Here is a 21,527-nt window from a genome sequence, read left to right as displayed (position 1 = left end):
ATCATGGACGAAGAGACCCGCCTCAACTGGGACCTCATCACCACCCCGCCCGGCACAGAATGGTCCGGCCGCACCCGCTACGCCGCCGCGACCTTCTTCTACCTCCGCGGCGAGATGAGCGCCGAGGTGCTGGAGGTCTACCGCATCTGTTCGCGGATCGATGCGGAGGACCCGCTGGATGTGCTGCGACGCTGGCAGATTGGCCGAGAATGGATCGAACGGATGCGGAACCCGTGTTGATGTAGAAAGTCCCACCCCACAAGGGGAACAGGGCGACGCTGATCAGACCGGCACGATCACCGGCGGGACGACATGGCGGAACGTCTGATGCGCCCCGAAATCGGACAATGCCGGACGGGTTTCAGGCCGGCCTGCTGAAACACCACACCAATCCCGAACGAAATGACGATCGACGGTGACCTTATTCAGACTATCGTTTCGAAAGCAGATTCCGAAATGAGTTTGGTACTGGAACCTTCACCTGCACCGGACGTTGAGGGGCGCAATTCAGAACTAAAAGCATGAGGACGACGTTGAGTTACAAGCGCTTTCCAACCCCCGTCAGAGTGATCATCAAACAGAGCCAGGAAAATATCATCGTCTCCGCGTGGGACGCCGTGGAATTTCTGCGCCGCTGGTCCGGCCACAGAGGCATCGCCTATCGCCGCGCCCTGCAGCATTGCCTCGACGCGCTCGACGGCATCCGCAGCCCCCGCAAGGCCTGGGCATCGTTCGTCGCTGTGATGAAAGAAGAAGGACTTCTCGCCTGAGATTGGCCTGGATGGATGCAACAAGCCCGGGCGACCGTCCGGGCTTTGGTGTTTCTGAAAGCGGAATAAACTAATCCAGAAGCTGCGCCTCGATCGCCGTCTTGTCGATGACCGACCAGACCTGCACGATCTTTCCCTGCCGGAATTCATAGAACACATTCTCGGTGAAGGAGACCGTCCTGCCGTTCACAGGCATTCCGAGAAACATGCCCTTCGGTGTGCAGTCGAACGCCAGTCGGCTGGCGATATAGGGCGGGTCGGCGATCAGCATCTGGATATTGAAGCGAAGGTCGGGAATGTCGTCGAAATCCTTTTCCAGCATGGCACGATAGCCGGCCAAACCGATCAGCTTGCCATTGTGGACAGCATTGTCGTCGACAAACGCGCCAAGCGCCGTCCAGTCCTGACGGTTGAGGCAATCGATATAGGCGCGATAAATTTCAGGCAGGCTGTTTTCGATCTCGGTCAATGCCCCGTCCTTTCCCATGCTCATGTGGTAAAGCCGTTTATATCAAGGTGATATGGGCTCGGCTTGGAGAAAGCCAGTCCTTCTCCTTTCCTGCGTGCGTCTTGCGTCCCGGAAAACCGCAGCTTACCTTCGCGAAATAAAGCTGCCAAATTTCCCCGCCATAAATCGATTTGACGGCTTGCCGTTCCCGAAAACGCGCATATACTCAGGAATAATTATTTCCACAGAGTGAAATAAATAAGGGAACAAATCATGGCACTTAGCTGGCGTTTCTCCGCCTTGGGCGACCGACATCGGGCATTGGGATCCAACCTTGAGGACTGGAGCGGCATGGGAACCGCCTGGACCTATGACAAGGATATCTATGAAGAGCATATCGCCGTGCGCACCAAGGCCGGCATCATGGATGTGTCGGGCCTGAAGAAGGTCCATCTCGTCGGACCGCACGCCATTGCCATCCTGGAATACATCACCACCCGCGACATGACCAAGGTCTATCCCGGCAAGTCGGTCTATGCCTGCATGCTCAACGAGCGCGGCCATTTCACCGATGACTGCATCGTTTACCGCACCGGCCCGAATTCCTGGATGCTGGTCCACGGCTCCGGCTCGGGCTTTGAGGAAATCGTCAAGCAGGCCCAGGGCCGCAATTGCGCCGTGCTGTTCGACGACGATCTACACGACCTGTCGCTGCAAGGGCCGCTCGCCGTCGATTATCTCGAAAAATACGTGCCGGGCATTCGCGATCTCAAATATTTCCATCACATGCAGACGACTTTGTTCGGCGCGCCGGTGATGATTTCGCGCACCGGCTATACCGGCGAGCGCGGTTATGAAATCTTCGTGCGCGGCCAGGATGCCGGCATGGTCTGGGACCGGATCGTCGATGAAGGCAAGGCGATGGGCATCATTCCCGTCTGCTTCAGCGTTCTCGACATGCTGCGGGTCGAAAGCTACCTGCTGTTCTACCCCTACGACAATTCGCAGATGTATCCCTTCGCAAACGAGCAGCCCGGCGACAGCCTGTGGGAACTTGGCCTCGACTTCACCGTCAGCCCCGGCAAGACAGGTTTCCGCGGCGCCGAGGAACATGCGCGGCTAAAGGGCAAGGAACGCTTCAAGATCTTCGGCCTGCTGGTCGATGCCGACGGTCCGACCGATCTCGGCGACGAGGTGTGGGCCGACGGCAGACGAGTCGGCGTCATCACCTGCCCGTCCTATTCCAAGCTCACCAACCGCTCGATGGCGATCATGCGCGTTGAGGTGCCCTATGCCGTGCAGGGCACCAAGCTCGAGGTGAAGGGCAAGACCGTCAACGCCCCGGCGATCGCCCATACGATCACCTTCGACGACCCGAAGAAGACGAAACGGACCGCGCAGGGCTGACGCCATGCTTGTTCAAGGAATCAAGAGCAGACCGGAATATAAGGGGCTCAACGTCGAGCCTAATGCGAAACGCCACCTCTTCGTCCTCGAGGGCGAAGGGGCGGCGGCCCTGACCGATCAGGTTGAAACCAAGGGCCGCGATTTCCTCGACCGGTCGGAAATCCTCTACCTTGCAGGCGGAGCAGCGCCCAAAGCCTATGATGTCAAGCTGATGGCGCTTTCGCCGGATGTCTTCTGGCAGGCCCCGACCCTCCAACCCCTATTGTTTCGCCTCAGAGCCTGTCTTGAGCAGGCCCGAATGGGAACCCGTCTGTATATTGCCGGCACGGAGGGCTTCATTGGCCAGGTCATGCAGGTAGCGCTGGAATTCGGCATCGATTTCAATTCGATCCACACGGAGCATCGCGGCTCCACGGCGCGGCGGGTGCAATGCGTTCATTGCAAGGGCATCACCGACAATGTGACGACCAGCCCGTTCTCCTGCACCCATTGCGGGTTGCCGCTCCTCGTGCGGGACCACTATTCGCGCCGCCTCGGCGCCTTCCAGGGCGTCAATATCGATGCCGAAGAGCCGGGTACCGCGCCCGCCCCCGAGGAGATGTTCCCGTGAGCCTCAACACAGATATGCCCGTCCGGGTGGCTGATGTGACGCAGGTCACCGACAGCGTCAAGCGTTTCCGTTTCGAACGGCTCGACGGCCAGCCGATGCCGTTCTTTTCCGGCGGCGCCCATGTCGTGGTCTCGATGAACGACAACGGCCTGTTGCGCCGCAATCCCTATTCGCTGATGTCCAATCCCGACGACAACAGCGCGTTCGAAATCAGCGTGCTGAAGGTGCCGAATTCGCGCGGCGGCTCGGTCTTCATGCATGAGCAGGTCGAGCCGGGCGACCATCTGGTCGTCAGCCAGCCGGTCAATCTGTTTCCGGCCGATCATCGCGGCCGCAAGCACATCCTCATTGCCGGCGGCATCGGCATCACGCCGTTCATCGCCATGATGGAGCAGTTTACCCGCGACAATGCCGCCTTCGAACTGCACTACGCCATCCGCTCGCGCGAACACGGTGCCTACTGGCAGCAATTGCTCGACCGCTATGGCCCGCGCCGGGTGAAGATCTATTGCGACAGCGAGAAGACCTTCATCCCGGTCAAGGCCCTGGTCGAAAACCAGCCGCTCGGCACGCATCTCTATGTCTGCGGTCCCGCCGGCATGATCGATGCCATCCTGCTGACCGGGCTGGAAGCCGGCTGGCCGAAGGAAAACCTGCATTCGGAGCGTTTTCTCGCGCCTCCGGCAGGTCTACCTTTCCAGGTCTTCCTGGAAAAATCCAACATTCACATGACGGTCGGCGAACACCAGAGCATCCTGGAGGCAGCCGAGGCCCACGGCTGCGACGCGCCCTATATGTGTCGCGGCGGCGCCTGCGGCCAGTGCGAGACGGAAGTCTCCTCCTGCGACGGCACGCTGGAGCACAACGACATCTACCTGTCGGACGAGGAAAAGGCGTCCGGCAAGAAGGTCATGATCTGCGTCTCGCGGTTCAAGGGCCAGCAACTCGTTCTTCAACTCTAGCAGTCGTCCACAGACAGAAGGGGGACCGGCAGATGACCATCACGTTCAGGAACGAAACGTTCCGCGACGATTTCACCTTCCGCAACAGCCTCACCAATATCAGGCGCTTTCCCTTCCCGTTCGATCGCGACGAATACATGTATTCGGTCAACATGGAGCCGCACATCCGCGGCAAGGCGAATAGCGTTTTCGAAAACCTGATCGACGTCGACGAACACTACGTCGCCGAAATGCAGGACCGGGCGATGGTTTTGAAGGAAGACCCGCTCCGCTGCCAGGCGCTGCCGCACATGATGGCGGCGCAATGGGACACGCTGGAACTGCTGATGGAGCACCAGGCGCAGGACTATCCCGAGCATTTTACCCTGGAGAAGAACGGTGATCGCTGGCGCTGGATCAACCGGCCGATGGACATCGACGACACCTTCACCTTCGGCGATCCGGCAACGCTGCCCTGCCCGCCGATGGAATATATCACCCGCCAGGCCCAGGGCGATTTCTGCATCGTCGACCAGCGCGACAACAATCTCTGGATGGATGCCGGCATGGTCACCACCCAGGCCGACTGGTCGCTGGATTTCGACATCGGCATGAACTTCATGGAATGGCACGGGCCGGTGCCGCTCGCCCACCAGATCGGCGTGTTCGACCGGGCGCTGAAATTCCTTCTCAACCTGCAGCAGGGCAAGCCGACCCGCCGGCTGAACTGGACGATGACCGTCAATCCGCGGCTCGATACGTCCCCGGAAAACTACCACAAATGGGGCCCTGACCGCACGACGGTGACGCCGGAGAATGTCGGGCAGAAGATGCACCTGCGAGTCGAGTTGCAGAGCCTGTGGCGCCTGCCCCGCTCCAACGCCATCCTGTTCGTCATCCGCTGCTACCTGATCAGCCTTGAGGAACTGATCACCGTCCCCAAATGGGGCCGCCGCCTGCCGCGTGTGCTGAAAAGCCTGCCGCCGGAGATCGCCGACTACAAGGGCCTGACCCGCAACCGGCCGATCATGATCGACTGGCTTTCGAAATACGACGACGGGGCGCCGACGAGTGCAGGGATCTATCCGGATTGAGAGGTTAAGACCCCTCCCCAACCCTCCCCACAAGGGGGAGGGAGTCATCAGAGCATGCTGCCGGCCAATCGGTGCGTGATAATGAGGGCAAGGCACACACGATCTGCTCCCTCCCCCTTGTGGGGAGGGTTGGGGAGGGGTTCTTCACAAAGCTTACAACGACATAAATAGGGAACCGACAGACATGACCAGAGTAGCCGTCATCGGCGCAGGGCCTTCCGGCCTTGCCCAATTGAGAGCCTTCCAGTCCGCCGCCCAGAAAGGCGCGGAAATCCCCGAAGTGGTCTGCTTCGAAAAACAGGCCGACTGGGGCGGGTTGTGGAACTACACCTGGCGCACCGGGCTCGATGAATATGGCGAGCCGGTCCATGGCAGCATGTACCGGTATCTCTGGTCGAACGGCCCGAAGGAATGCCTGGAGTTCGCCGACTATTCCTTCGAGGAGCATTTCGGCAAGCCGATCGGGTCCTATCCGCCCCGCGCCGTGCTCTGGGACTATATCAAGGGCCGGGTCGAAAAGGCAAATGTCCGCAAGTGGGTACGCTTCTCGACGCCGGTGCGCATGGTGCGTTTCGACGAAGAATCGAAGACCTTCACGGTAACGGCCCACGACCGGGTCAACGACGTCATGTATGACGAGATCTTCGACTATGTCGTCGTCGCCTCCGGTCACTTCTCGACCCCGAATGTGCCCTATTTCGAGGGCGTGAAGACCTTCGGCGGCCGCGTGCTGCACGCCCACGATTTCCGCGACGCGCTGGAATTCAAGGACAAGAACGTGCTGATCGTCGGCCGCAGCTACTCGGCAGAGGACATTGGCTCGCAATGCTGGAAATATGGCGCGAAGTCGGTAACCACCAGCTACCGTTCCAAGCCGATGGGCTTCAAATGGCCGGAGCGCTTCGAGGAGCGGCCGCTCTTGCAGAAACTCGTCAACAAGACCGCCCATTTCGCCGACGGATCGACCAAGGAGGTCGATGCGTTGATCCTGTGCACCGGGTACCTTCACCACTTCCCGTTCCTGCCGGATGACCTGCGCCTGAAGACGGCCAACCGCCTGTGGTCCGATGCCCTCTACAAGGGCGTGGTCTACGAGGACAATCCGCAGCTGATGTATATCGGCATGCAGGACCAGTTCTACACGTTCAACATGTTCGACGCCCAGGCCTGGTACGCCCGCGACGTCATCATGGGCCGCATCAAGCTGCCGGGCAAGGACGAGATGAAAGCCCATTTCGACACGTGGCGCGCCCGCGAGGAAACGCTTGAGGATGCCGAGCAGATGATCTGGTTCCAGGGCGACTATGTCATCGAGCTTCTGGAGGATACCGACTATCCGAAGTTCGACATCGAGGGCACCAACAAGACCTTCATGGAATGGGAGCACCACAAGGCGGATAACATCATGGGCTTCCGCGACCATGCCTACAAGTCGCTGATGACCGGCACGATGGCCCCCAAGCATCACACGCCCTGGCTGGAAGCCATGGATGATACGCTGGAAGTCTACCTGAAGAACTGATCGGCGATAAAAGCGACTTCGGATCGGAAGGCCGTCCCTGCGGCCTTCCGATCACGATTTCCAGAATAACGAAATATTATCCGTAAACATCGATAATCTTCCCATCCGCCCTCCAGCCTCAGCCGGATTCGACATGGACTTTCAGAGCAGCGTTCTCGGTCGCATGAATGGATTTCTCTACCGGTGCCGGGCCGACGAGCATTATACGATGCTCGACATGACGGATGGCATCCAGCGCATCTTCGGTTATCCCACGGATGAAATCGTCGGCAATCGGGTGCGGACCTTCACCTCGATCATGTGCGAGGAAGACGTGCCGATGATGGACGAGGTTGTCGGCAAGGCGCTCGAAAGCAAAACAGACTGGACGCTGGAATATCGCATCCGCCACAACAAGGGTCATCTTCTGTGGGTAACGGAAACCGGCGGCGGCGTCTGGGACAAGAACGGCGACCTGCTTTACCTCGAAGGCAGCATCGTCAACATCGAGTCGCTCTACCAGCGAATCGACGACCAGACGGCCGACATGCGGGCAACGGCATCGCGCACCGCCGAGATTCTGCACTCGCTGCGCTACCTGAAACTGCTCGCCGTCAATGCCGGCATCGAAGCCGCCCGCGCCGGCGCGGCCGGCGCCGGCTTCGCCGTGCTTGCCTCGGAAATGCGCACCCTCGCCAACGATTCCGAAGCCGTCGCGAGAGAAATCGCCAGCGTGCAGCGCAAGTCTGGTTGAGTAAGTCCTATCACTGAAAATAAGAAATTTTGTGATTTTTTCCTATCGGTGATAAGATGCGCCGAAAGGAGAATTACCCGATGGCAACCATGACCATTTCACTCCCAGATCCTATGAAGGAATGGATCGAGACCCAGATCGGCAAGGGCGAATATGCCAGTGCAAGCGACTATCTGCGCGATCTCGTTCGCCGCGATCGATCGCGCAGGGACCAAGAAATGACCATGGACGAATTGCGCCAGCTTGTTGCGGAATCCCGGGCAAGCGGCACCGGCAAGCAAAGTCTCTACACCATCTTTGAGAATGCAGAACGCCTAGCCAGGGCAAGAGGCGTCGTGCGTGAATAGCCATGCGCTGACGGAACGCGCCGAGGACGATTTGCTGAGCTTGTTCCTCGATGGCATCGAACTGTTTGGTCTTAATCAGGCTCGACGATACAAAAGTTGGATCATTGTTTTCAACTGATGGCTTCCCGCCCACAGATGGGCCGGCCCGCTCCCTCAATTGGCGAAGGCGTCCGCCGGCACGAACACAAAAGCCACATCATCCTTTATGAGGAACAGGCAGATCGTATCATCATACTCGCAACCGTACCGGCAAAAAGTGTCCGCTTGCTGAAGCTGTAACGGCCACCCTGCCCTCAAGACCGCGGCTTCAGTTTTTCCGGATCGTAATGCGCAAAAGGCACGATCCGCGCCGGCAGGCGCTTCTGCTGACCATCCAGCTTGCCGATCTCAACCTCTGTTCCGATAGCCGAATGCAACACGTCCATGCGGGCGAGCGCGATAGTCTTTTTCAGGAGCGGTGAACGGGTAGCGCTGGTGACGACACCAACCTGCGCGCGGCCGATATGCACGGTGTCGCCATGGCCGACGGCGTCGTTGGAATCAATATCGAGACCGACAAGCTTGTAGCGCGGGTTTTCCTTGCGCTTGATCAGGGCTTCCCGACCGATGAAATCCTCGGTCTTCGACTTCAACGGCACGGTGAAGCCGATGCCGGCCTCGTACGGATCGGTCTGGTCGGTGAATTCGTAATGGGCGAAGATCAGCCCGGCCTCGATGCGCACCATGTCGAGCGCTTCCAGCCCCATCGGCTTGAGCCCATGTTTCTGGCCGGCCTGCCAGACCGCATCGAACACGGCGGTCGCGTCCTTTGGATGACAGAAGATCTCGTAGCCGAGTTCTCCGGTATAGCCGGTGCGGGAGACAACGACCGGCGCGCCTTCGAAATGACCGATGCGGCCGACCGCGAAACGGAACCATTCCAGTTCACCGATCGTCGGCTGCGACGGCGCGGTCCAGATGATCTCCTTGATGATTTCGCGGCTATTCGGTCCCTGGACGGCGAGATTGTGCATCTGGTCGGTGGAGGAACGCACCCAGGCCTTGTAGCCCATTTTCTCGGCCTGTTCGCGCAGCCAGATGCCGCTGACATCGTCGCCGCCGATCCAGCGGAAATTGTTCTGCCCCAGCCGGAAGACGGTGCCGTCATCGATCATGCCGCCGTTTTCGTAGCACATGGCGGTGTAGACCACCTGCCCCGGCGAAAGCTTGCGAATGTCGCGGGTACAGCAATATTGCAGCAGCGCCTCGGCATCCGGCCCCGTCACCTCGAACTTGCGCAGCGGCGACAGGTCCATCACCACGGCTTTTCCGCGGCAGGCCCAGTATTCCTCGATCGGCCCTTCATTGTTGAAGCGATTGGGCAGCCAGTAGCCCCGATATTCGGTGTGGTTGCGCGTCAGTGCCGACAGGCGGGGATGGAAGGCTGTTTCCTGGGTCATTTCGGGCTCTGCATCAGGGGTCATTCGGATCGCAACGGCGCGCGAGAATTTTTGCTTGTCCGAATAGGTCCGGACATGGATATCGGTCGGGTTCCAGGCATTGGCCGCGTCGATATCGTCCGGGCACGAGGACGACACGCAGACCAGATCGGTCAGCGCCCGCATCAGCACATAATCGCCCGGCCGCGACCAGGGCTCGTCGAGATAGAGCTGGTTCTGGTGATCGACATTGGTATTGTAGAAATAGTTGAGCGCTTCCCAGCCCTTGCGCGGCGCGATGCCATAGGGCGCTAAGGCATGGTTGAAATTGTCCGTGCAGTTGACATGGCCGGGATAGCCCATGTCGTCGTAGTAGCGTGAGTTGCAGGCGGTGGCGAAGGCATCGTGCCGCCCGACCGTGTCCTGCACGATTTCCACCAGCGGCTCGAAATCGCGGTCGAACGCCTTGGACGGCAGGCCTGGTGTCGGATAGCTGCGTCCCAGCAACGTACGCGTCACCGTTGCATCCAGCGCCAGGTCCAGCCCCTTGTCGACCTTGCGGGCGGAAAAGGCCTGGAAATCCGTGCACTGCCGGCCGCTGACATCGATCACCTGGATAAACTCGCCCGCCCGGACGAAATAGGCCGACGCCCTGGCCGCCGGAATGCGCAGGTCCTGCACCGGATCGGCCATCGGTTCCGGCAGCATGTCCTCGTAAGTCCGCTCGATCCTGGCGCGTGTGACACGCAATTCCAGCGCCGTCGCCGTGTTCTGCAACTCCGCGTCCATCAGCGGCGCAGGCGCGCCAACGATCAGCAACCCGTCAAGCATAATCGTCAATTCGGCCGACGCGCCAGGAGACGAGCTTTCGCCGAAAAGCACCAGCGCCTGCGCACCCGCTGGATCGACGGAACGGCGCTTTAAGGCGGACAGTACCCGCCGGGCACTTTCCTCGTCCCGTGAAAGCATATCCTGAAGACCTGTGGCCACTCCGGAAAAGGCGACACCGAGTCCTGCGGCATTGAAACGGCCACTGCCATCGACGAAGCTGACCTCGCACAGCTGGCCGCCCTCGACATCCTTGATCATGACGCGGTCCCCGGCGGCAACTTTTACCACCGTCGTACCGCGACCCTTGACGCGGTAACGCTCCACCCCAGCCGGCAGCGCCGGGATTCCCGGCCTCAGAATCGTGCTTGGGCGTGGCGGTGCCAGTATGTCCGCAAATCGTCCGGAATTCGTCATTTCAGCTCCCACCGGCAGCATGATCGTTCGATGCGCCACATGCGCAACTTATGCACCGGCAATATGGCCAAACTATCCTACGGGAGCCTTCGGAAAGTAAAGAGAGACTTGACCGAGAAGAAAAAAAATTCACTATGAGGATAAGCTTTGGCCGAAAAAATGAAACGGGAACGGGGTGATGACACTGCGGAATGCAGGCTCCTCCACAGCGCTGACCAAAGCCCAACCATCCATACGGGGACGCGCGAAACGCGCTCAATAAACTGGTCGAGGAGACTGCTTATGGCATCAATTGTTGAGACCGAGGGGTCGGCGGCAACCACCTCAGACGCCGGGCTGATAAGAGCACTGGACTGGAAAGGGGCATTCTGGGTCGCGGCGGGCGTGCCGCCGCTGGTGCTCTTCTCCATCGGCGGCATCGCGGGCACGACGGGCAAGCTCGCCTTCGTCGTCTGGATCATCTCGATGATCATGGGCTTCCTGCAATCCTTCACCTATGCCGAGATCGCCGGCATGTTCGGCAACAAGTCGGGCGGCGCATCGATCTACGGTGCCACCGCCTGGCTTCGGTATTCGAAATTCATCGCGCCGTTATCGGTGTGGTGCAATTGGTTCGCCTGGTCGCCGGTCCTGTCGCTCGGCTGCGCCATCGCTGCCGGCTATATCCTCAATGCCCTCTTCCCGATCCCCGGCGCGGAATCGCCGGCCGTCATGGAATGGATCAATGCCAATATGGCCACGCTGACGGCGGATAGCCCGCGCGTCGCCGAATGGCTGACGGCCAATGCCGGCAAGACGCCGCAGGACGCCATCTCCGCGCTCCTGTCTGGCGACGCTGTGGCGGCGCTGACACCGGCCATCCGCAGCTGGTCGCTGTTGAGCTTCGACATTCCGTTCCTCGCCAATGCCAATCTCAACGCCACCTTCTTCATCGGCGGCTTTCTGATGCTGGTCATCTTCGCGATCCAGCACCGCGGCATCCATGGAACGGCCAGCGTCCAGAAATGGCTTGCCATCATCGTTCTCCTGCCGCTTTTGGTCATCGGCCTCTACCCGATCTTCTCGGGCCAGATCGACAGCATCAATGTTACCGGCCTCGTGCCGCCGACGGCGGCCTATTCGGGCGTCGACGGCACCTGGTCGAATGGCGGCTGGACGCTGTTCCTCGGCGGCCTCTATATCGCCGCCTGGTCGACCTACGGCTTCGAAACCGCCGTCTGCTATACCCGCGAACTGAAGAATCCGAAGACGGATACGTTCAAGGCGATCTTCTATTCCGGCCTTCTGTGCTGCCTATTCTTCTTCCTGATCCCGTTCACCTTCCAGGGCGTCATCGGCCAGAGCGGCATGCTCGGAGCGGGCGTCGTCGATGGTACCGGCATTGCTGAAGCCCTGGCAGGTCTCGTCCATGGCGGCCAGATCATCACGCAGATCCTGGTCATCCTGATGATCATGGCTTTGTTCCTCGCCATCATGACGGCCATGGCCGGTTCGTCGCGGACCCTCTACCAAGGGTCGAAGGACGGCTGGCTGCCGAAATATCTCGATCACGTCAACGAGCACGGCGCGCCCACCCGCGCCATGTGGACGGACTTTGCCTTCAACCTGCTGCTGCTCGCCATTGCATCCGACGTCGCTGGTTACTTCTTCGTGCTGGCCGTCTCCAATGTCGGCTACATCATCTTCAACTTCCTCAACCTGAACGCCGGCTGGATTCACCGCATGGATTCCAGCCATATCCATCGTCCTTGGAAGGCTCCGACCTGGCTGATCGGCCTCAACACCGTTCTCGCCTTCGTCAACGCTCTCTTCCTCGGCGCCGGCGCCAAGGTCTGGGGCTATTCCAACGCGCTGTGGGTCGGCTTCATCTTCGCCGCCATGATCCTGCCGGTGTTTGCCTACCGTCACTATGTGCGTGACGGCGGCAGGTTCCCGGCCGGTGCGATGGACGATCTCGGCCTGACGGGCACGGATCTCGGTGTCAAGAAAGCCGGCGTCCTGCCCTATGTGGCGCTTGCCGCCGGCCTGACCGTAGTGCTGCTGGCGAACCACTACTTCCAGCTGCCGGCCTGATCAATCAACCGAGTGACTGTGAGCCGGGCGTTGCGAAACGTCCGGCTTTCATGTCTCCGCAAGCCCGCCGCGGATACGGTTGACGACGGTCAGAATGAGGACGATGCAGAGCAGCGGCTGCAGCCAGAACAGCCAGCCCGGAAGCATGCCCGCGACCGAGACCCAGGCGCCGAGAACGCCGAAAACCACCGCCCGGTCGCTTTTGCCCATAGGCCCGTCGTAACGCCGCGTCCGGCCGTTGGCGGCACCGGTTACGCCGGCAAACTCCGTCAGCGTTGCCAGAAACACGATCGCCGCTATCCATCCCAGACTGAAGGGAGCAACAAAAGCGAAGGGAAGGTAGAGAGCCGCGTCTGACACCACATCCGTCATTTCGTTGAGATAGGCGCCGAGCAGGCTCTTCTGCCCGTGTTCCCGCGCCAGCATGCCGTCGATGGCATTGAGCGCCATGCGCAGGAAAAACCAGATCGGCACCAGCACGAACCATCTGGCATCCTGTCTCAGGAACAGGAAGACGCCGAGCATGATCGAAACGGCCGCCGCCGCCAGCGTCACCTGATTGGCCGTCACGCCCGCTGCAGCAAGACGATTGACGAGCGGGCGCAGGGTAGTCTGAAAGCGCGATTTCAGCTGATAGACGGACATGACCGGGTCTCACGGGACAGAGGAAGGCGATGGCGGGATCACACAATTGCACTGCCGGCGTTCATTGGCATGGTCATTCCGAACTCCGCCATTTACATCATCCCGGCAGTGAATATCCTTGTGTGTTCAAGCGTTTCATTCCACTGATTGAATGAACTTGCAACGGTGGCGGGAGCCACCGGTGTCATGAGGGAGACGGATATGCATCAGAGCGCGCCGCAATCACATGGACTTGAGCCTCGCACGCCGATCGACAGCGAATTCAAGACCCATGACGGCACGACGCTCTTCTACCGCCAGTGGTCGGCAAGAACGGCTCAGACGACCGGCGCCATCATCCTTCTGCACCGGGGCCATGAACACAGCGGCCGCGTCTCCCATATCGTCGATGAACTCGGGCTTGATGATTATGCCTTCTATGCCTGGGACGCACGCGGCCACGGCCGCTCTCCCGGTGTACGCGGCTTCTCGCCGTCCTTTGCCGCCTCCGTGAGCGATCTCGATATGTTCGTCCGTCATATCCAGGAAACCAGTGGCATAGCGATCGAGGATATCGCCGTCATCGCCCAGAGCGTCGGCGCGGTTCTTGCCGCCACCTGGGTGCACGATTACGCCCCGAAGGTCCGGGCACTGGTGCTTGCATCCCCCGCCTTCGATATCAAGCTCTACGTACCGCTCGCCAAGCCCGGCATCGCGCTGTGGCAGAAGCTGAAGGGTAGCTTCTTCGTCAATTCCTACGTCAAGGCCAAATTCCTGACGCATGATCCCGCCCGCGTCGAATCTTACGAAAACGACCCGCTGATCACCCGCCCGATCGCCTCGCATATCCTGCTCGAGTTGCATGAAGCAGCCAAGCGCGTGGTCGAGGATGCCCGCGCCATCACCGTGCCCGTCCAACTGTTGATTTCTGGCAGCGACTGGGTGGTTCATCACGGACCGCAGCACCGATTCTTCGAAAATCTCGGAAGCCGCATCAAGGAGCGTCACGTGCTCGACGGCTTTTATCACGACACGCTCGGCGAGCGTGATCGCGCCCGGGCGATGACGAAGATCAGGGCCTTCATCACCGATCGCTTTGCTGCCCCACCCGTTGTGGTCCAACTGCGCGACGCCCATATCCACGGCTATACCCGCGACGAGGCCGACCGGCTGGCGACGCCCCTGTCTCCCGTCTCGCCGCGCGGCCTCTACTGGCTGATCAACAAGGCGTCGATCCAGTTCGGTGGCATGTTCTCGGAGGGCATCAAGACCGGCATCAAAACCGGCTTCGATTCCGGCTCGACGCTCGACTATGTCTATGAAAACGAGCCGCGCGGCCTCGGTCCCGGCGGCAAGCTGATCGACAGGCAGTTTCTCGAAGCGATCGGCTGGCGCGGCATCCGCCAGCGCAAGGTGCATCTGGAAGAGATGATCGGCAAGGCGCTTTCCCGCCTGAAGGAGACCGGTCGCTCGACCAACATGCTCGACATCGCGTCGGGTCATGGCCGCTACATTCTCGACGCCATTGCCCAGTCCGACGACAAGCCGGACCATGTGCAACTGCGCGACTATTCTCCGATCAACGTCTCCGCCGGCCGAAAGCTGATTGCCGAGCGCGGCCTTTCCGGCACCGCCCGCTTCGACGAGGCGGATGCCTTCGATGGCGACGGGCTGGCGGCGATCACACCTGCCCCCGATCTTGCCATCGTCTCCGGCCTCTACGAACTCTTCCCCGAAAATGCCCTGATCGAGAAGTCGCTCGGTGGCCTCGCCCGCGCCATGCGGCCGGGTGCTCTCCTGATCTACACCAACCAGCCCTGGCATCCGCAGCTGGAAATGATCGCCCGGGCGCTCACCTCGCATCGCGGCGGCGAGGCCTGGGTCATGCGGCGGCGCACGCAGGGCGAAATGGACCAGCTGGTCGACGCCGCCGGCTTCCGCAAGCTTGACCAGCGCATCGACCAATGGGGCATCTTCACGGTCTCGATCGCCGAGCGCGTCGCGGGGCCGCAGGCGTGACGATCGACACGGCGTCCTCCCCCACAATTTCCGCTTTGCCGGTGATCCGCCGCGCAGCGCTCTGGCTTTGCCTGCTCGCGCCGTTCTTCTACCTAAGCTATGGCATCGCCAACTGGCTGGCCTCGCAACGCGCCCATGTGCCAAACCTCGCCTTCGGATGGGAAAGCGCCATTCCATTCTACGCCTGGACGATCGTGCCCTACTGGTCGATCAACGCGTTCTACGCGCTGTCGCTATTCATCAACGACACGCCGACATCAGTCGATCGGCTGGCGAAGCGATATCTGACGGCGCAGATTGTCGCCGTGACCTGCTTCATCGCCGTTCCGCTGACCGCTATTTTTACGCGGCCGGAAACCAGCGGTCTGCCGGGCTTCATGTTTGCCGTGCTCGGCGGCTTCGACAAACCGTTCAACCAGGCGCCGTCGCTGCATATCGCGCTCCTGGTCATCATCTGGGATCACCTGCACCGCAAGCTTCCCAGCGGTATCCGGCAGATCTGGCATGCCTGGTGTTTCCTCATCGGCCTCTCCGTCCTCACCACCTATCAGCATCATTTCATCGACATTCCGACCGGTGCCCTTCTCGGCCTGTTCGCCCTATGGCTGTTTCCGCATGGCGCATCCTCGCCGCTCGCCGGTTTCCGCATCACGAAGAACGCGAACGCCCGCCGCCTCGGACGCATCTATGCCATCGGCGCTATCCTGTTCCTCATCCTCGTAGCCTCCGGCGTCTTCCTGACCGGCTATGCCCTCTTCCTGCTCTGGCCGGCACTCGCGCTTGCCATCGTCTCCATCGGATATTTCGGCGCCGGGCCGGCAGTGTTTCAGAAGGCAGCCGACGGCAGCGTCACGCTCGCCAGCCGCTGGCTGCTGTTGCCCTATCGCCTTGGCGCCCGCCTTAACATCCTTTACTGGACGCATTCTCTGCCAACCCGTATCGAAATCGTCGATGGCATATTCCTCGGTCGCTTTCCGACCGCCGCCGAGCTATCGGGTATCGCCACCGTCATCGATCTCACCGGCGAACTAATCGCTCCGCGCCACGGCACGGGGACCACCTGGAAAAGCTTCCCCACGCTCGATTTGGTCACCACGCCCGGTGAAACACTGGCGGTTGCCGCGGACGCGATCGAGACGTCGCACCCGAACGGCACGGTTCTCGTCTGCTGCGCGCTCGGCTTCCAGCGTAGCGCCGCCGCCGTGGTGCGCTGGCTTGTGACGACAGGCCGGGTGGCCAATCGAGAAGCCGCGCTTGAACTTCTCAAAAGCAAGGGCCGCCCCGTCCATCTGCCTGCTCCGACAAACGAACCGAAGGAATCCGCATGACCAGTTCACCGCTCGAAATTGCTGGTCATCTACGGCGCAATGCACTTTGGGGCGGCATTCTGGTACCCATCCTGCTGGCCGTAGCGCCATTCCTGCGCGAAACCCACGATCTGCTGTTCTTCATCCTGTGGACGGCGCTTCTGGTGTGTGGACTGCTGGCGCTGGTGACGTCGGCGCACCTGCTGCTCGATGCGGCACTTTTCAAGCTCATCGCGGCCACGCCGGACGAGCGCAAGGCGCTGGAAGAAGTCGACACTGTCCTGTCGCGGGCCGGGCTACGTGCGCTCGCCGAAACCACGCGCTCCCTGCCTGAGCGCATCGCCGGATCGCTGCGCCTCGTCAACCGGCAACGCCTCGTGCTTGGCGTCTGCGTGCTGCTTTTCCTGGCGCTCGCTTTTCTGCCCGGCACCATTCTGCACGGGGGCCGGTTCTGAATGGCTGCGATTAACTACAGGCGGTATCTGCAATCCTTTTCCGGTTCTGTTCTCGCCATTCTTGCCCGTGCCATTACCGGCGTGCGGCCGATCTGGAGCGGCAGCAGCCCGTCGCACCGGCAGCGCATCTATTTCGCCAACCATTCCAGCCATGGCGATTTCATCTTGCTGTCCTCCTGCCTCAGCCAGGAGGAGCGCGCCCGCACCTGCGCCGTCGCCGGCGCCGACTACTGGCGATCGAACCGCATCCGCAAGTTCATGGCCGAGGTTCTGCTGCGCACCGTGCTCGTCGAGCGCAACTGGGTGGAGCGCAGCGAGGATCCGATGGTCATCATGCTGGACGCCATGGGCAAGGGAGAATCGCTGATTATCTTTCCTGAAGGCACCCGCAACATGACGGACGAGCCGCTCTTACGCTTCCGCTCCGGTCTCTACAATCTGGCGATCGCCCGGCCCGATGTCGAACTGATCCCGTGCTGGATCGAGAACATGTCGCGCGTGCTGCCGAAGGGCGCCTTCCTGCCGGTGCCGCTGCTCTGCCGCGTCATTTTCGGTGCGCCGGTTGCCGTCACTGAGGGCGAACCACACAAGGATTTCCTGCATCGGGCGCGCCAGGCCCTGCTGGACATCAATCCCGAAGCCAAAGGTGAACGGACATGACCGAAACCACGCAGCTTTTCCTGGGCCTGATGGGCGTGCTTGTCACCGCCAGCATCGTCGCCGGCATCCTGTCCTTTCGCAGTCCAAAGCCGCTCTCCTCGACGCTGGTCAATCTCAATGCCCGCATCAAGGCCTGGTGGATCATGGTCGCGGCGATGTGCATCGCCTTCCTGTTCGGCAAGGCCGGCGTCATCGTGCTGTTCGCACTGGTTTCCTTCGCGGCGCTTCGCGAATACGTGACGCTGACCCATAGCCGCCGCAGCGATCACTGGATCCTCCTCGGTATGTTCGTCGTCGTCATCCCGGTGCAATATTACCTGATCTGGATCGAGTGGTACGGCCTCTATTCGATCTTCATTCCCGTCTATTGCTTCCTCGCCATGCCGGCCCTGACAGCCCTATCCGGCGACACCTCCCGGTTCCTCGAACGCATCAGCGAACAGCAATGGGGCATCATGCTGTCGGTCTACTGCATCAGCCACGTGCCCGCACTGATCACGCTGGAAATCCCCGGCTACGAGGGCAAGAAGCTGCTGCTCATCGCCTTCCTGATCGCCACCGTTCAGGGCAGCGACGTGCTGCAATACATTTTCGGCAAGCTGTTCGGCAAACACCGCATTTCGCCCAGCGTCTCGCCCTCCAAGACCTGGGAAGGGCTGGTCGGCGGCATCGTCAGCGCCTCGCTGCTGGGGGCTGGCCTCTCTTGGCTGACTCCGTTCCCACCATTGCAGGCCGGCATCCTCGCAGCGCTTGCCTGCGTCATGGGCTTCTTCGGTGGCCTCGTCGCTTCCGCCATCAAGCGCGACCGCGGCGTCAAGGACTGGGGGCAGATGATCGAGGGCCATGGCGGCATGCTCGACCGGGCCGACAGCCTCGTCTTCGCCGCCCCGATCTTCTTCCATATCGTTCGTTACACCTGGACCTGACGCCGCTCGCCTTGACAGGCCCGCGCAGAAAATCTGTAATTCGCTGCACTGCACCCAAGCCCCGAAGCCAAGGGTATTCGTCATGACCGAAGAAACACCGGAAACGAAACTGACACTCTCCAAGCGTCGCTGGGCGGAAGAGGGAAAGTTCCTGACCGGCCGGATCACCCGCGCCGAGACCGATCGACTTCCACCGGGTCAGCACCTCGTGAAAAACTGGCCTGTCCTCGATCTCGGCCAGCAGCCGCAGATTTCGCTGGCGGACTGGAGCCTACAGATCGTCGGTGGCGTCGAAAACCCGGTGAAACTCGACTGGCACGCCTTTCACCAGTTGCCGCAGACCAACACGCTGTCGGACATTCACTGCGTGACGACATGGTCGCGTTACGACAATCGCTGGCAGGGTGTTTCCACCCACGACCTGCTCGACCTCGTCACGCCGAGGCCGGAAGCCAATTTCGTCCTGCTGACAAGCTATGACGGCTATACGACCAACCTGCCGCTGGCCGATTTCGCCTCCGAAGACGGCATTCTCGCGACGGCGTGGGAGGGCGAACCGCTGACGCGCGAGCATGGCGGCCCGATGCGCCTCGTCATTCCGCATCTCTATTTCTGGAAAAGCGCCAAATGGCTCCACCGCATCGAGTTCCTGATCGGTGACCAAGCCGGTTTCTGGGAGAAGAACGGCTATCACATGCTCGGCGACCCCTGGCGCGAGCAGCGTTATTCGGATGACTGACGATCAGATCCGCGTCGCCCCCAAAGCCTCGGTTCCTTCCCGTGCCGACGGACATTGCTCCGCCTCCGCCCGCTCCCCGACAACCTCATAGAGCAGCAAAACGGTGGCCCGCCCCTTGACCTGTGCTTGCCCGAGCGGTCGGAACAGGATGCGGTCGGCGCATTGCGCGACGACGGCGCTGCTGGCCAGAATGGTGGTGCCATAGACTTTGTTGGTGCCCTCCAGCCGGGAGGCAACGTTCACCGTGTCGCCCATGGCGGTATATTGCAGCCGCTCCTTCGCCCCGACGCTGCCGACGACAGCCGTGCCGGTATGGATGCCGAAGCGGGTGCGCAGTTCCGGCAGGCCACGGGCTTTCAGGTCGGCATTGAAGACAGATAGCTTCCTTTCCACTTCGAGCGCGCAGCGGCAGGCATTTTCCGCATGATGCTCATCGCTCATCGGCGCGTTCCACATGGCAAACACCGAATCCCCGAGAAACTGGATGATCTCGCCGCCATGGGCGCTGACTGTTTCGTTGAAAATGTCGAAATAATCCGACAGGAGCGCGACCACTTCCTCGGGCGAGTGCTGCTCGCTGATCGTCGTGAAATCGTAGATATCGGTGAACCAGGCCGTCACCTCCTGCCGCCGCGCGCCCCTGCCCGCGAACTGGCCGGACTCGATGCCCTTGCGCACGAGCTCTTTCGGCACATAGAGCGCGAAGGTGAAGATCGCATCGCGCGCCCGGTTCATCGCTCGGCCGAGCGACGAAATTTCAGTGACATGGGAGTTGAGATCGCGTGGCGCGGTAAAATCCAGATCCTGCAACCGATTGGCATTGTCGGTGAGCTCGCCGAGTGAGCGGGTGATCACGCGGGCGAGGAACAGGGCGCTCAGCAGACCGAGAAGCACGACCGTCGCCGAGATCGCCAGTCCCTGATAGAGATTGCGGTTGGCCGTTTCCGTCAGTTCATCGAGCGGGGCTGCCACCACCGTCCGGTGCCCGGCGAGAAGCAGCGCCGATTTTACCGAGGTCGCCATGACGACATAAACGCGTCCATCGATCGTGGCGAAGCTGACACCATCGTCTTTCGGCAGCGTGGCGCGGATGCCGCTGACGAGCGGATCGGAAAAGGAGCCGCCGTCCCGCTCGCCCTTTTCCTTCATCGCCAGCATGCGCGCCATCAGCGCCCGGTCGGAATGGATGATCGGTTTGCCGGCGGCGTCCATGATGAAGGCGATCGTGCCGGCCGTCAGCCGCTCGCGCGCCAGGAAATCGGTGATGGTCGCGAGGTCGATATCCGCCCCGATGACGACGCCGCCATTGCCACGATGCGCCTGCGAGATCGTCATGCCCGGCGTATCGGTCGTCACCATCGTATAGGGGCCGATCGCCGCTGGCTTGCGACCATTGACCGCCACCTGGTACCAGGGCCGCCGGCGCGGATCGTAGCCGGTAGCCAGCAACCGGCGTTCCAGCAGTTGGTTACCGCCTTCATCGAGGAAAATCAGCCGGTTGCTCTGTTCGCCACCCGCATCGAGATGCATCGAGCGCACCGCAACGTCCGCTTTCTCCGGCGCATCGAGCGCGATGCGCCACGATTTGGCCTTCAGCGTCACCACCTGGATAAAGGCGCCATCGGGATAACCGGCATAAATGCCGTCGAGATTTTGCGATTGTGCGATGATCTCTCGCAAAAGCTTGATCTTGTCGCTCATCCGATCCGGCGGCGGCACCAGGATGGAATTGGCGATCGAAGCGGTGAACCCGACCAGCGCCGTCGTGCTGCCGGAGAGGATACCCAGTCGGTCGATGAGGCGATCGGAAAAGGCGCGCATGTCGGTTTCGGCATCGAAGATTGCCGCGTTCCGCGCCCGCCAGTAATCGAGCCCGACAAGCGTTCCCGAGACGATAATGAGCAGCGCCGCCATCGCAAGCCCGAGCAGCGACCGCAGCGGCTTGGTCCAGACCGCAGGTGCGCTTTTGGCGTCAGACTTCCCCCCGGCTTCCGACATGCATGCTCCGAACGAACGATCAAAACCAAAACTTTTCGTTGCGATCAAGATATCAGCGGGTTGCAACAGCGTACAGGGAAACCATGGAGAATTCCAAGGTTTGGGAAAGGAGATCTGAAGCCGTCATGATTTCCCCCAATCGGAAATCTCAGCGAATGGGCGCAAAACGGAGAACGTGAACCCCACCACCG

At 60.9% G+C, this 21,527-nt stretch carries 21 protein-coding genes and 1 pseudogene; 17 read left to right on the top strand and 5 right to left on the bottom strand.

The annotated features are described in order from the left end of the window. Positions 1–3: 3 nt before the first annotated feature. Positions 4–240: a hypothetical protein gene (locus ACST81_RS10300; RefSeq protein WP_438753015.1), complete on the top strand. Its 237-nt coding sequence runs from the start codon at positions 4–6 to the stop codon at positions 238–240. A 48-nt stretch (positions 241–288) separates the two neighbouring features. On the opposite strand, the pseudogene ACST81_RS10295 reads toward ACST81_RS10300, so the two are convergent. Further along, positions 289–416, bottom strand: a pseudogene (locus tag ACST81_RS10295) (ABC transporter permease); the annotation flags it as partial. Between the two features lie 105 nt (positions 417–521). Here ACST81_RS10295 and ACST81_RS10290 point away from each other — a divergent pair. Then, complete coding sequence (locus tag ACST81_RS10290) at positions 522–770, top strand: DUF982 domain-containing protein (RefSeq protein WP_438753013.1); 249 nt, start codon at positions 522–524, stop codon at positions 768–770. A gap of 70 nt (positions 771–840) precedes the next feature. Here ACST81_RS10290 and ACST81_RS10285 read toward each other — a convergent pair whose 3' ends face one another. Next, a complete protein-coding gene (locus ACST81_RS10285; protein ID WP_438753012.1) occupies positions 841–1,239 on the bottom strand; it encodes an ester cyclase in 399 nt (132 codons plus the stop codon). Between the two features lie 252 nt (positions 1,240–1,491). On the opposite strand from ACST81_RS10285, the gene ACST81_RS10280 reads away from it, so the two are divergent. From ACST81_RS10280 to ACST81_RS10245, 8 genes are all read left to right on the top strand, one after another. Beyond that, positions 1,492–2,625 carry an aminomethyltransferase family protein gene (locus ACST81_RS10280; RefSeq protein WP_438753009.1) on the top strand — a complete coding sequence of 378 codons (1,134 nt, stop codon included), beginning with the start codon at positions 1,492–1,494 and terminating at the stop codon, positions 2,623–2,625. Positions 2,626–2,629: 4 nt separating this feature from the next. Next, entirely contained in the window at positions 2,630–3,235 is a 606-nt protein-coding gene (locus tag ACST81_RS10275; protein ID WP_438753008.1) for a dimethylamine monooxygenase subunit DmmA family protein, read from the top strand. A gap of 14 nt (positions 3,236–3,249) precedes the next feature. Continuing rightward, positions 3,250–4,197: a PDR/VanB family oxidoreductase gene (locus tag ACST81_RS10270; RefSeq protein WP_438753478.1), complete on the top strand. Its 948-nt coding sequence runs from the start codon at positions 3,250–3,252 to the stop codon at positions 4,195–4,197. A 32-nt stretch (positions 4,198–4,229) separates the two neighbouring features. Beyond that, complete coding sequence (locus ACST81_RS10265) at positions 4,230–5,270, top strand: heme-dependent oxidative N-demethylase family protein (protein ID WP_438753006.1); 1,041 nt, start codon at positions 4,230–4,232, stop codon at positions 5,268–5,270. A gap of 184 nt (positions 5,271–5,454) precedes the next feature. Next, positions 5,455–6,792, top strand: coding sequence for an NAD(P)-binding domain-containing protein (locus ACST81_RS10260; RefSeq protein WP_438753004.1), 1,338 nt, complete (start codon positions 5,455–5,457; stop codon positions 6,790–6,792). Positions 6,793–6,925: 133 nt separating this feature from the next. Beyond that, positions 6,926–7,525 carry a PAS domain-containing protein gene (locus ACST81_RS10255; protein WP_438753003.1) on the top strand — a complete coding sequence of 200 codons (600 nt, stop codon included), beginning with the start codon at positions 6,926–6,928 and terminating at the stop codon, positions 7,523–7,525. 80 nt (positions 7,526–7,605) lie between these two features. After that, positions 7,606–7,872 carry a type II toxin-antitoxin system ParD family antitoxin gene (locus ACST81_RS10250; RefSeq protein ID WP_438753001.1) on the top strand — a complete coding sequence of 89 codons (267 nt, stop codon included), beginning with the start codon at positions 7,606–7,608 and terminating at the stop codon, positions 7,870–7,872. A gap of 117 nt (positions 7,873–7,989) precedes the next feature. Continuing rightward, positions 7,990–8,151 (top strand): type II toxin-antitoxin system RelE/ParE family toxin, encoded by a 162-nt coding sequence (locus tag ACST81_RS10245; RefSeq protein WP_438752998.1) that lies wholly within the window; start codon positions 7,990–7,992, stop codon positions 8,149–8,151. Between the two features lie 14 nt (positions 8,152–8,165). Here ACST81_RS10245 and ACST81_RS10240 read toward each other — a convergent pair whose 3' ends face one another. Continuing rightward, entirely contained in the window at positions 8,166–10,535 is a 2,370-nt protein-coding gene (locus tag ACST81_RS10240; protein ID WP_438752996.1) for a DUF1989 domain-containing protein, read from the bottom strand. 282 nt (positions 10,536–10,817) lie between these two features. Here ACST81_RS10240 and ACST81_RS10235 point away from each other — a divergent pair, with 282 nt between their 5' ends. Further along, a complete protein-coding gene (locus tag ACST81_RS10235) occupies positions 10,818–12,608 on the top strand; it encodes an APC family permease (protein ID WP_438752994.1) in 1,791 nt (596 codons plus the stop codon). Between the two features lie 48 nt (positions 12,609–12,656). Here the strand turns inward: ACST81_RS10235 and ACST81_RS10230 are convergent, their stop codons facing one another. Then, positions 12,657–13,253 carry a CDP-alcohol phosphatidyltransferase family protein gene (locus ACST81_RS10230; RefSeq protein WP_438752992.1) on the bottom strand — a complete coding sequence of 199 codons (597 nt, stop codon included), beginning with the start codon at positions 13,251–13,253 and terminating at the stop codon, positions 12,657–12,659. A gap of 201 nt (positions 13,254–13,454) precedes the next feature. On the opposite strand from ACST81_RS10230, the gene ACST81_RS10225 reads away from it, so the two are divergent. From ACST81_RS10225 to ACST81_RS10200, 6 genes are all read left to right on the top strand, one after another. Next, the gene (locus tag ACST81_RS10225) at positions 13,455–15,251 is read left to right on the top strand and encodes a bifunctional alpha/beta hydrolase/class I SAM-dependent methyltransferase (protein WP_438752990.1); all 1,797 of its coding nucleotides are present in this window, start codon (positions 13,455–13,457) and stop codon (positions 15,249–15,251) included. A 2-nt stretch (positions 15,252–15,253) separates the two neighbouring features. Further along, positions 15,254–16,579, top strand: coding sequence for a phosphatase PAP2/dual specificity phosphatase family protein (locus ACST81_RS10220; protein WP_438753475.1), 1,326 nt, complete (start codon positions 15,254–15,256; stop codon positions 16,577–16,579). Further along, positions 16,576–17,013, top strand: a complete 438-nt coding sequence (locus tag ACST81_RS10215; protein ID WP_438752987.1) for a hypothetical protein — start codon at positions 16,576–16,578, stop codon at positions 17,011–17,013. The genes ACST81_RS10220 and ACST81_RS10215 overlap by 4 nt, the downstream gene beginning before the upstream one ends. After that, complete coding sequence (locus tag ACST81_RS10210) at positions 17,014–17,673, top strand: lysophospholipid acyltransferase family protein (RefSeq protein WP_438752985.1); 660 nt, start codon at positions 17,014–17,016, stop codon at positions 17,671–17,673. Continuing rightward, the gene (locus ACST81_RS10205) at positions 17,670–18,599 is read left to right on the top strand and encodes a phosphatidate cytidylyltransferase (protein ID WP_438752983.1); all 930 of its coding nucleotides are present in this window, start codon (positions 17,670–17,672) and stop codon (positions 18,597–18,599) included. Before ACST81_RS10210 ends, ACST81_RS10205 begins: the two co-directional genes overlap by 4 nt. Before the next feature lie 82 nt (positions 18,600–18,681). Further along, positions 18,682–19,338, top strand: coding sequence for a sulfite oxidase-like oxidoreductase (locus tag ACST81_RS10200; RefSeq protein ID WP_438752981.1), 657 nt, complete (start codon positions 18,682–18,684; stop codon positions 19,336–19,338). A 3-nt stretch (positions 19,339–19,341) separates the two neighbouring features. Here the strand turns inward: ACST81_RS10200 and ACST81_RS10195 are convergent, their stop codons facing one another. Then, complete coding sequence (locus tag ACST81_RS10195) at positions 19,342–21,336, bottom strand: adenylate/guanylate cyclase domain-containing protein (RefSeq protein WP_438752978.1); 1,995 nt, start codon at positions 21,334–21,336, stop codon at positions 19,342–19,344. Positions 21,337–21,527 lie beyond the last annotated feature (191 nt).

The organism is Pararhizobium sp. O133, assembly GCF_051669845.1.
In the GTDB taxonomy this organism is placed as follows: domain Bacteria; phylum Pseudomonadota; class Alphaproteobacteria; order Rhizobiales; family Rhizobiaceae; genus Pararhizobium.
This window is presented reverse-complemented; position numbering and strand designations above follow the sequence as displayed.

What these genes read in the sequence shown, in the direction of transcription:
- ACST81_RS10260 (WP_438753004.1), top strand. Translation starts at nt 5,455, where the DNA reads ATGACCAGAGTAGCCGTCATCGGCGCAGGGCCTTCCGGCCTTGCCCAA.
- ACST81_RS10210 (WP_438752985.1), top strand. Translation starts at nt 17,014, where the DNA reads ATGGCTGCGATTAACTACAGGCGGTATCTGCAATCCTTTTCCGGTTCT.
- ACST81_RS10230 (WP_438752992.1), bottom strand. Translation starts at nt 13,253, where the DNA reads ATGTCCGTCTATCAGCTGAAATCGCGCTTTCAGACTACCCTGCGCCCG.
- ACST81_RS10240 (WP_438752996.1), bottom strand. Translation starts at nt 10,535, where the DNA reads ATGACGAATTCCGGACGATTTGCGGACATACTGGCACCGCCACGCCCA.
- ACST81_RS10205 (WP_438752983.1), top strand. Translation starts at nt 17,670, where the DNA reads ATGACCGAAACCACGCAGCTTTTCCTGGGCCTGATGGGCGTGCTTGTC.
- ACST81_RS10225 (WP_438752990.1), top strand. Translation starts at nt 13,455, where the DNA reads ATGCATCAGAGCGCGCCGCAATCACATGGACTTGAGCCTCGCACGCCG.
- ACST81_RS10275 (WP_438753008.1), top strand. Translation starts at nt 2,630, where the DNA reads ATGCTTGTTCAAGGAATCAAGAGCAGACCGGAATATAAGGGGCTCAAC.
- ACST81_RS10265 (WP_438753006.1), top strand. Translation starts at nt 4,230, where the DNA reads ATGACCATCACGTTCAGGAACGAAACGTTCCGCGACGATTTCACCTTC.
- ACST81_RS10195 (WP_438752978.1), bottom strand. Translation starts at nt 21,336, where the DNA reads ATGTCGGAAGCCGGGGGGAAGTCTGACGCCAAAAGCGCACCTGCGGTC.
- ACST81_RS10300 (WP_438753015.1), top strand. Translation starts at nt 4, where the DNA reads ATGGACGAAGAGACCCGCCTCAACTGGGACCTCATCACCACCCCGCCC.
- ACST81_RS10235 (WP_438752994.1), top strand. Translation starts at nt 10,818, where the DNA reads ATGGCATCAATTGTTGAGACCGAGGGGTCGGCGGCAACCACCTCAGAC.
- ACST81_RS10290 (WP_438753013.1), top strand. Translation starts at nt 522, where the DNA reads ATGAGGACGACGTTGAGTTACAAGCGCTTTCCAACCCCCGTCAGAGTG.
- ACST81_RS10270 (WP_438753478.1), top strand. Translation starts at nt 3,250, where the DNA reads ATGCCCGTCCGGGTGGCTGATGTGACGCAGGTCACCGACAGCGTCAAG.
- ACST81_RS10280 (WP_438753009.1), top strand. Translation starts at nt 1,492, where the DNA reads ATGGCACTTAGCTGGCGTTTCTCCGCCTTGGGCGACCGACATCGGGCA.
- ACST81_RS10245 (WP_438752998.1), top strand. Translation starts at nt 7,990, where the DNA reads ATGGCTTCCCGCCCACAGATGGGCCGGCCCGCTCCCTCAATTGGCGAA.
- ACST81_RS10250 (WP_438753001.1), top strand. Translation starts at nt 7,606, where the DNA reads ATGGCAACCATGACCATTTCACTCCCAGATCCTATGAAGGAATGGATC.
- ACST81_RS10255 (WP_438753003.1), top strand. Translation starts at nt 6,926, where the DNA reads ATGGACTTTCAGAGCAGCGTTCTCGGTCGCATGAATGGATTTCTCTAC.
- ACST81_RS10215 (WP_438752987.1), top strand. Translation starts at nt 16,576, where the DNA reads ATGACCAGTTCACCGCTCGAAATTGCTGGTCATCTACGGCGCAATGCA.
- ACST81_RS10200 (WP_438752981.1), top strand. Translation starts at nt 18,682, where the DNA reads ATGACCGAAGAAACACCGGAAACGAAACTGACACTCTCCAAGCGTCGC.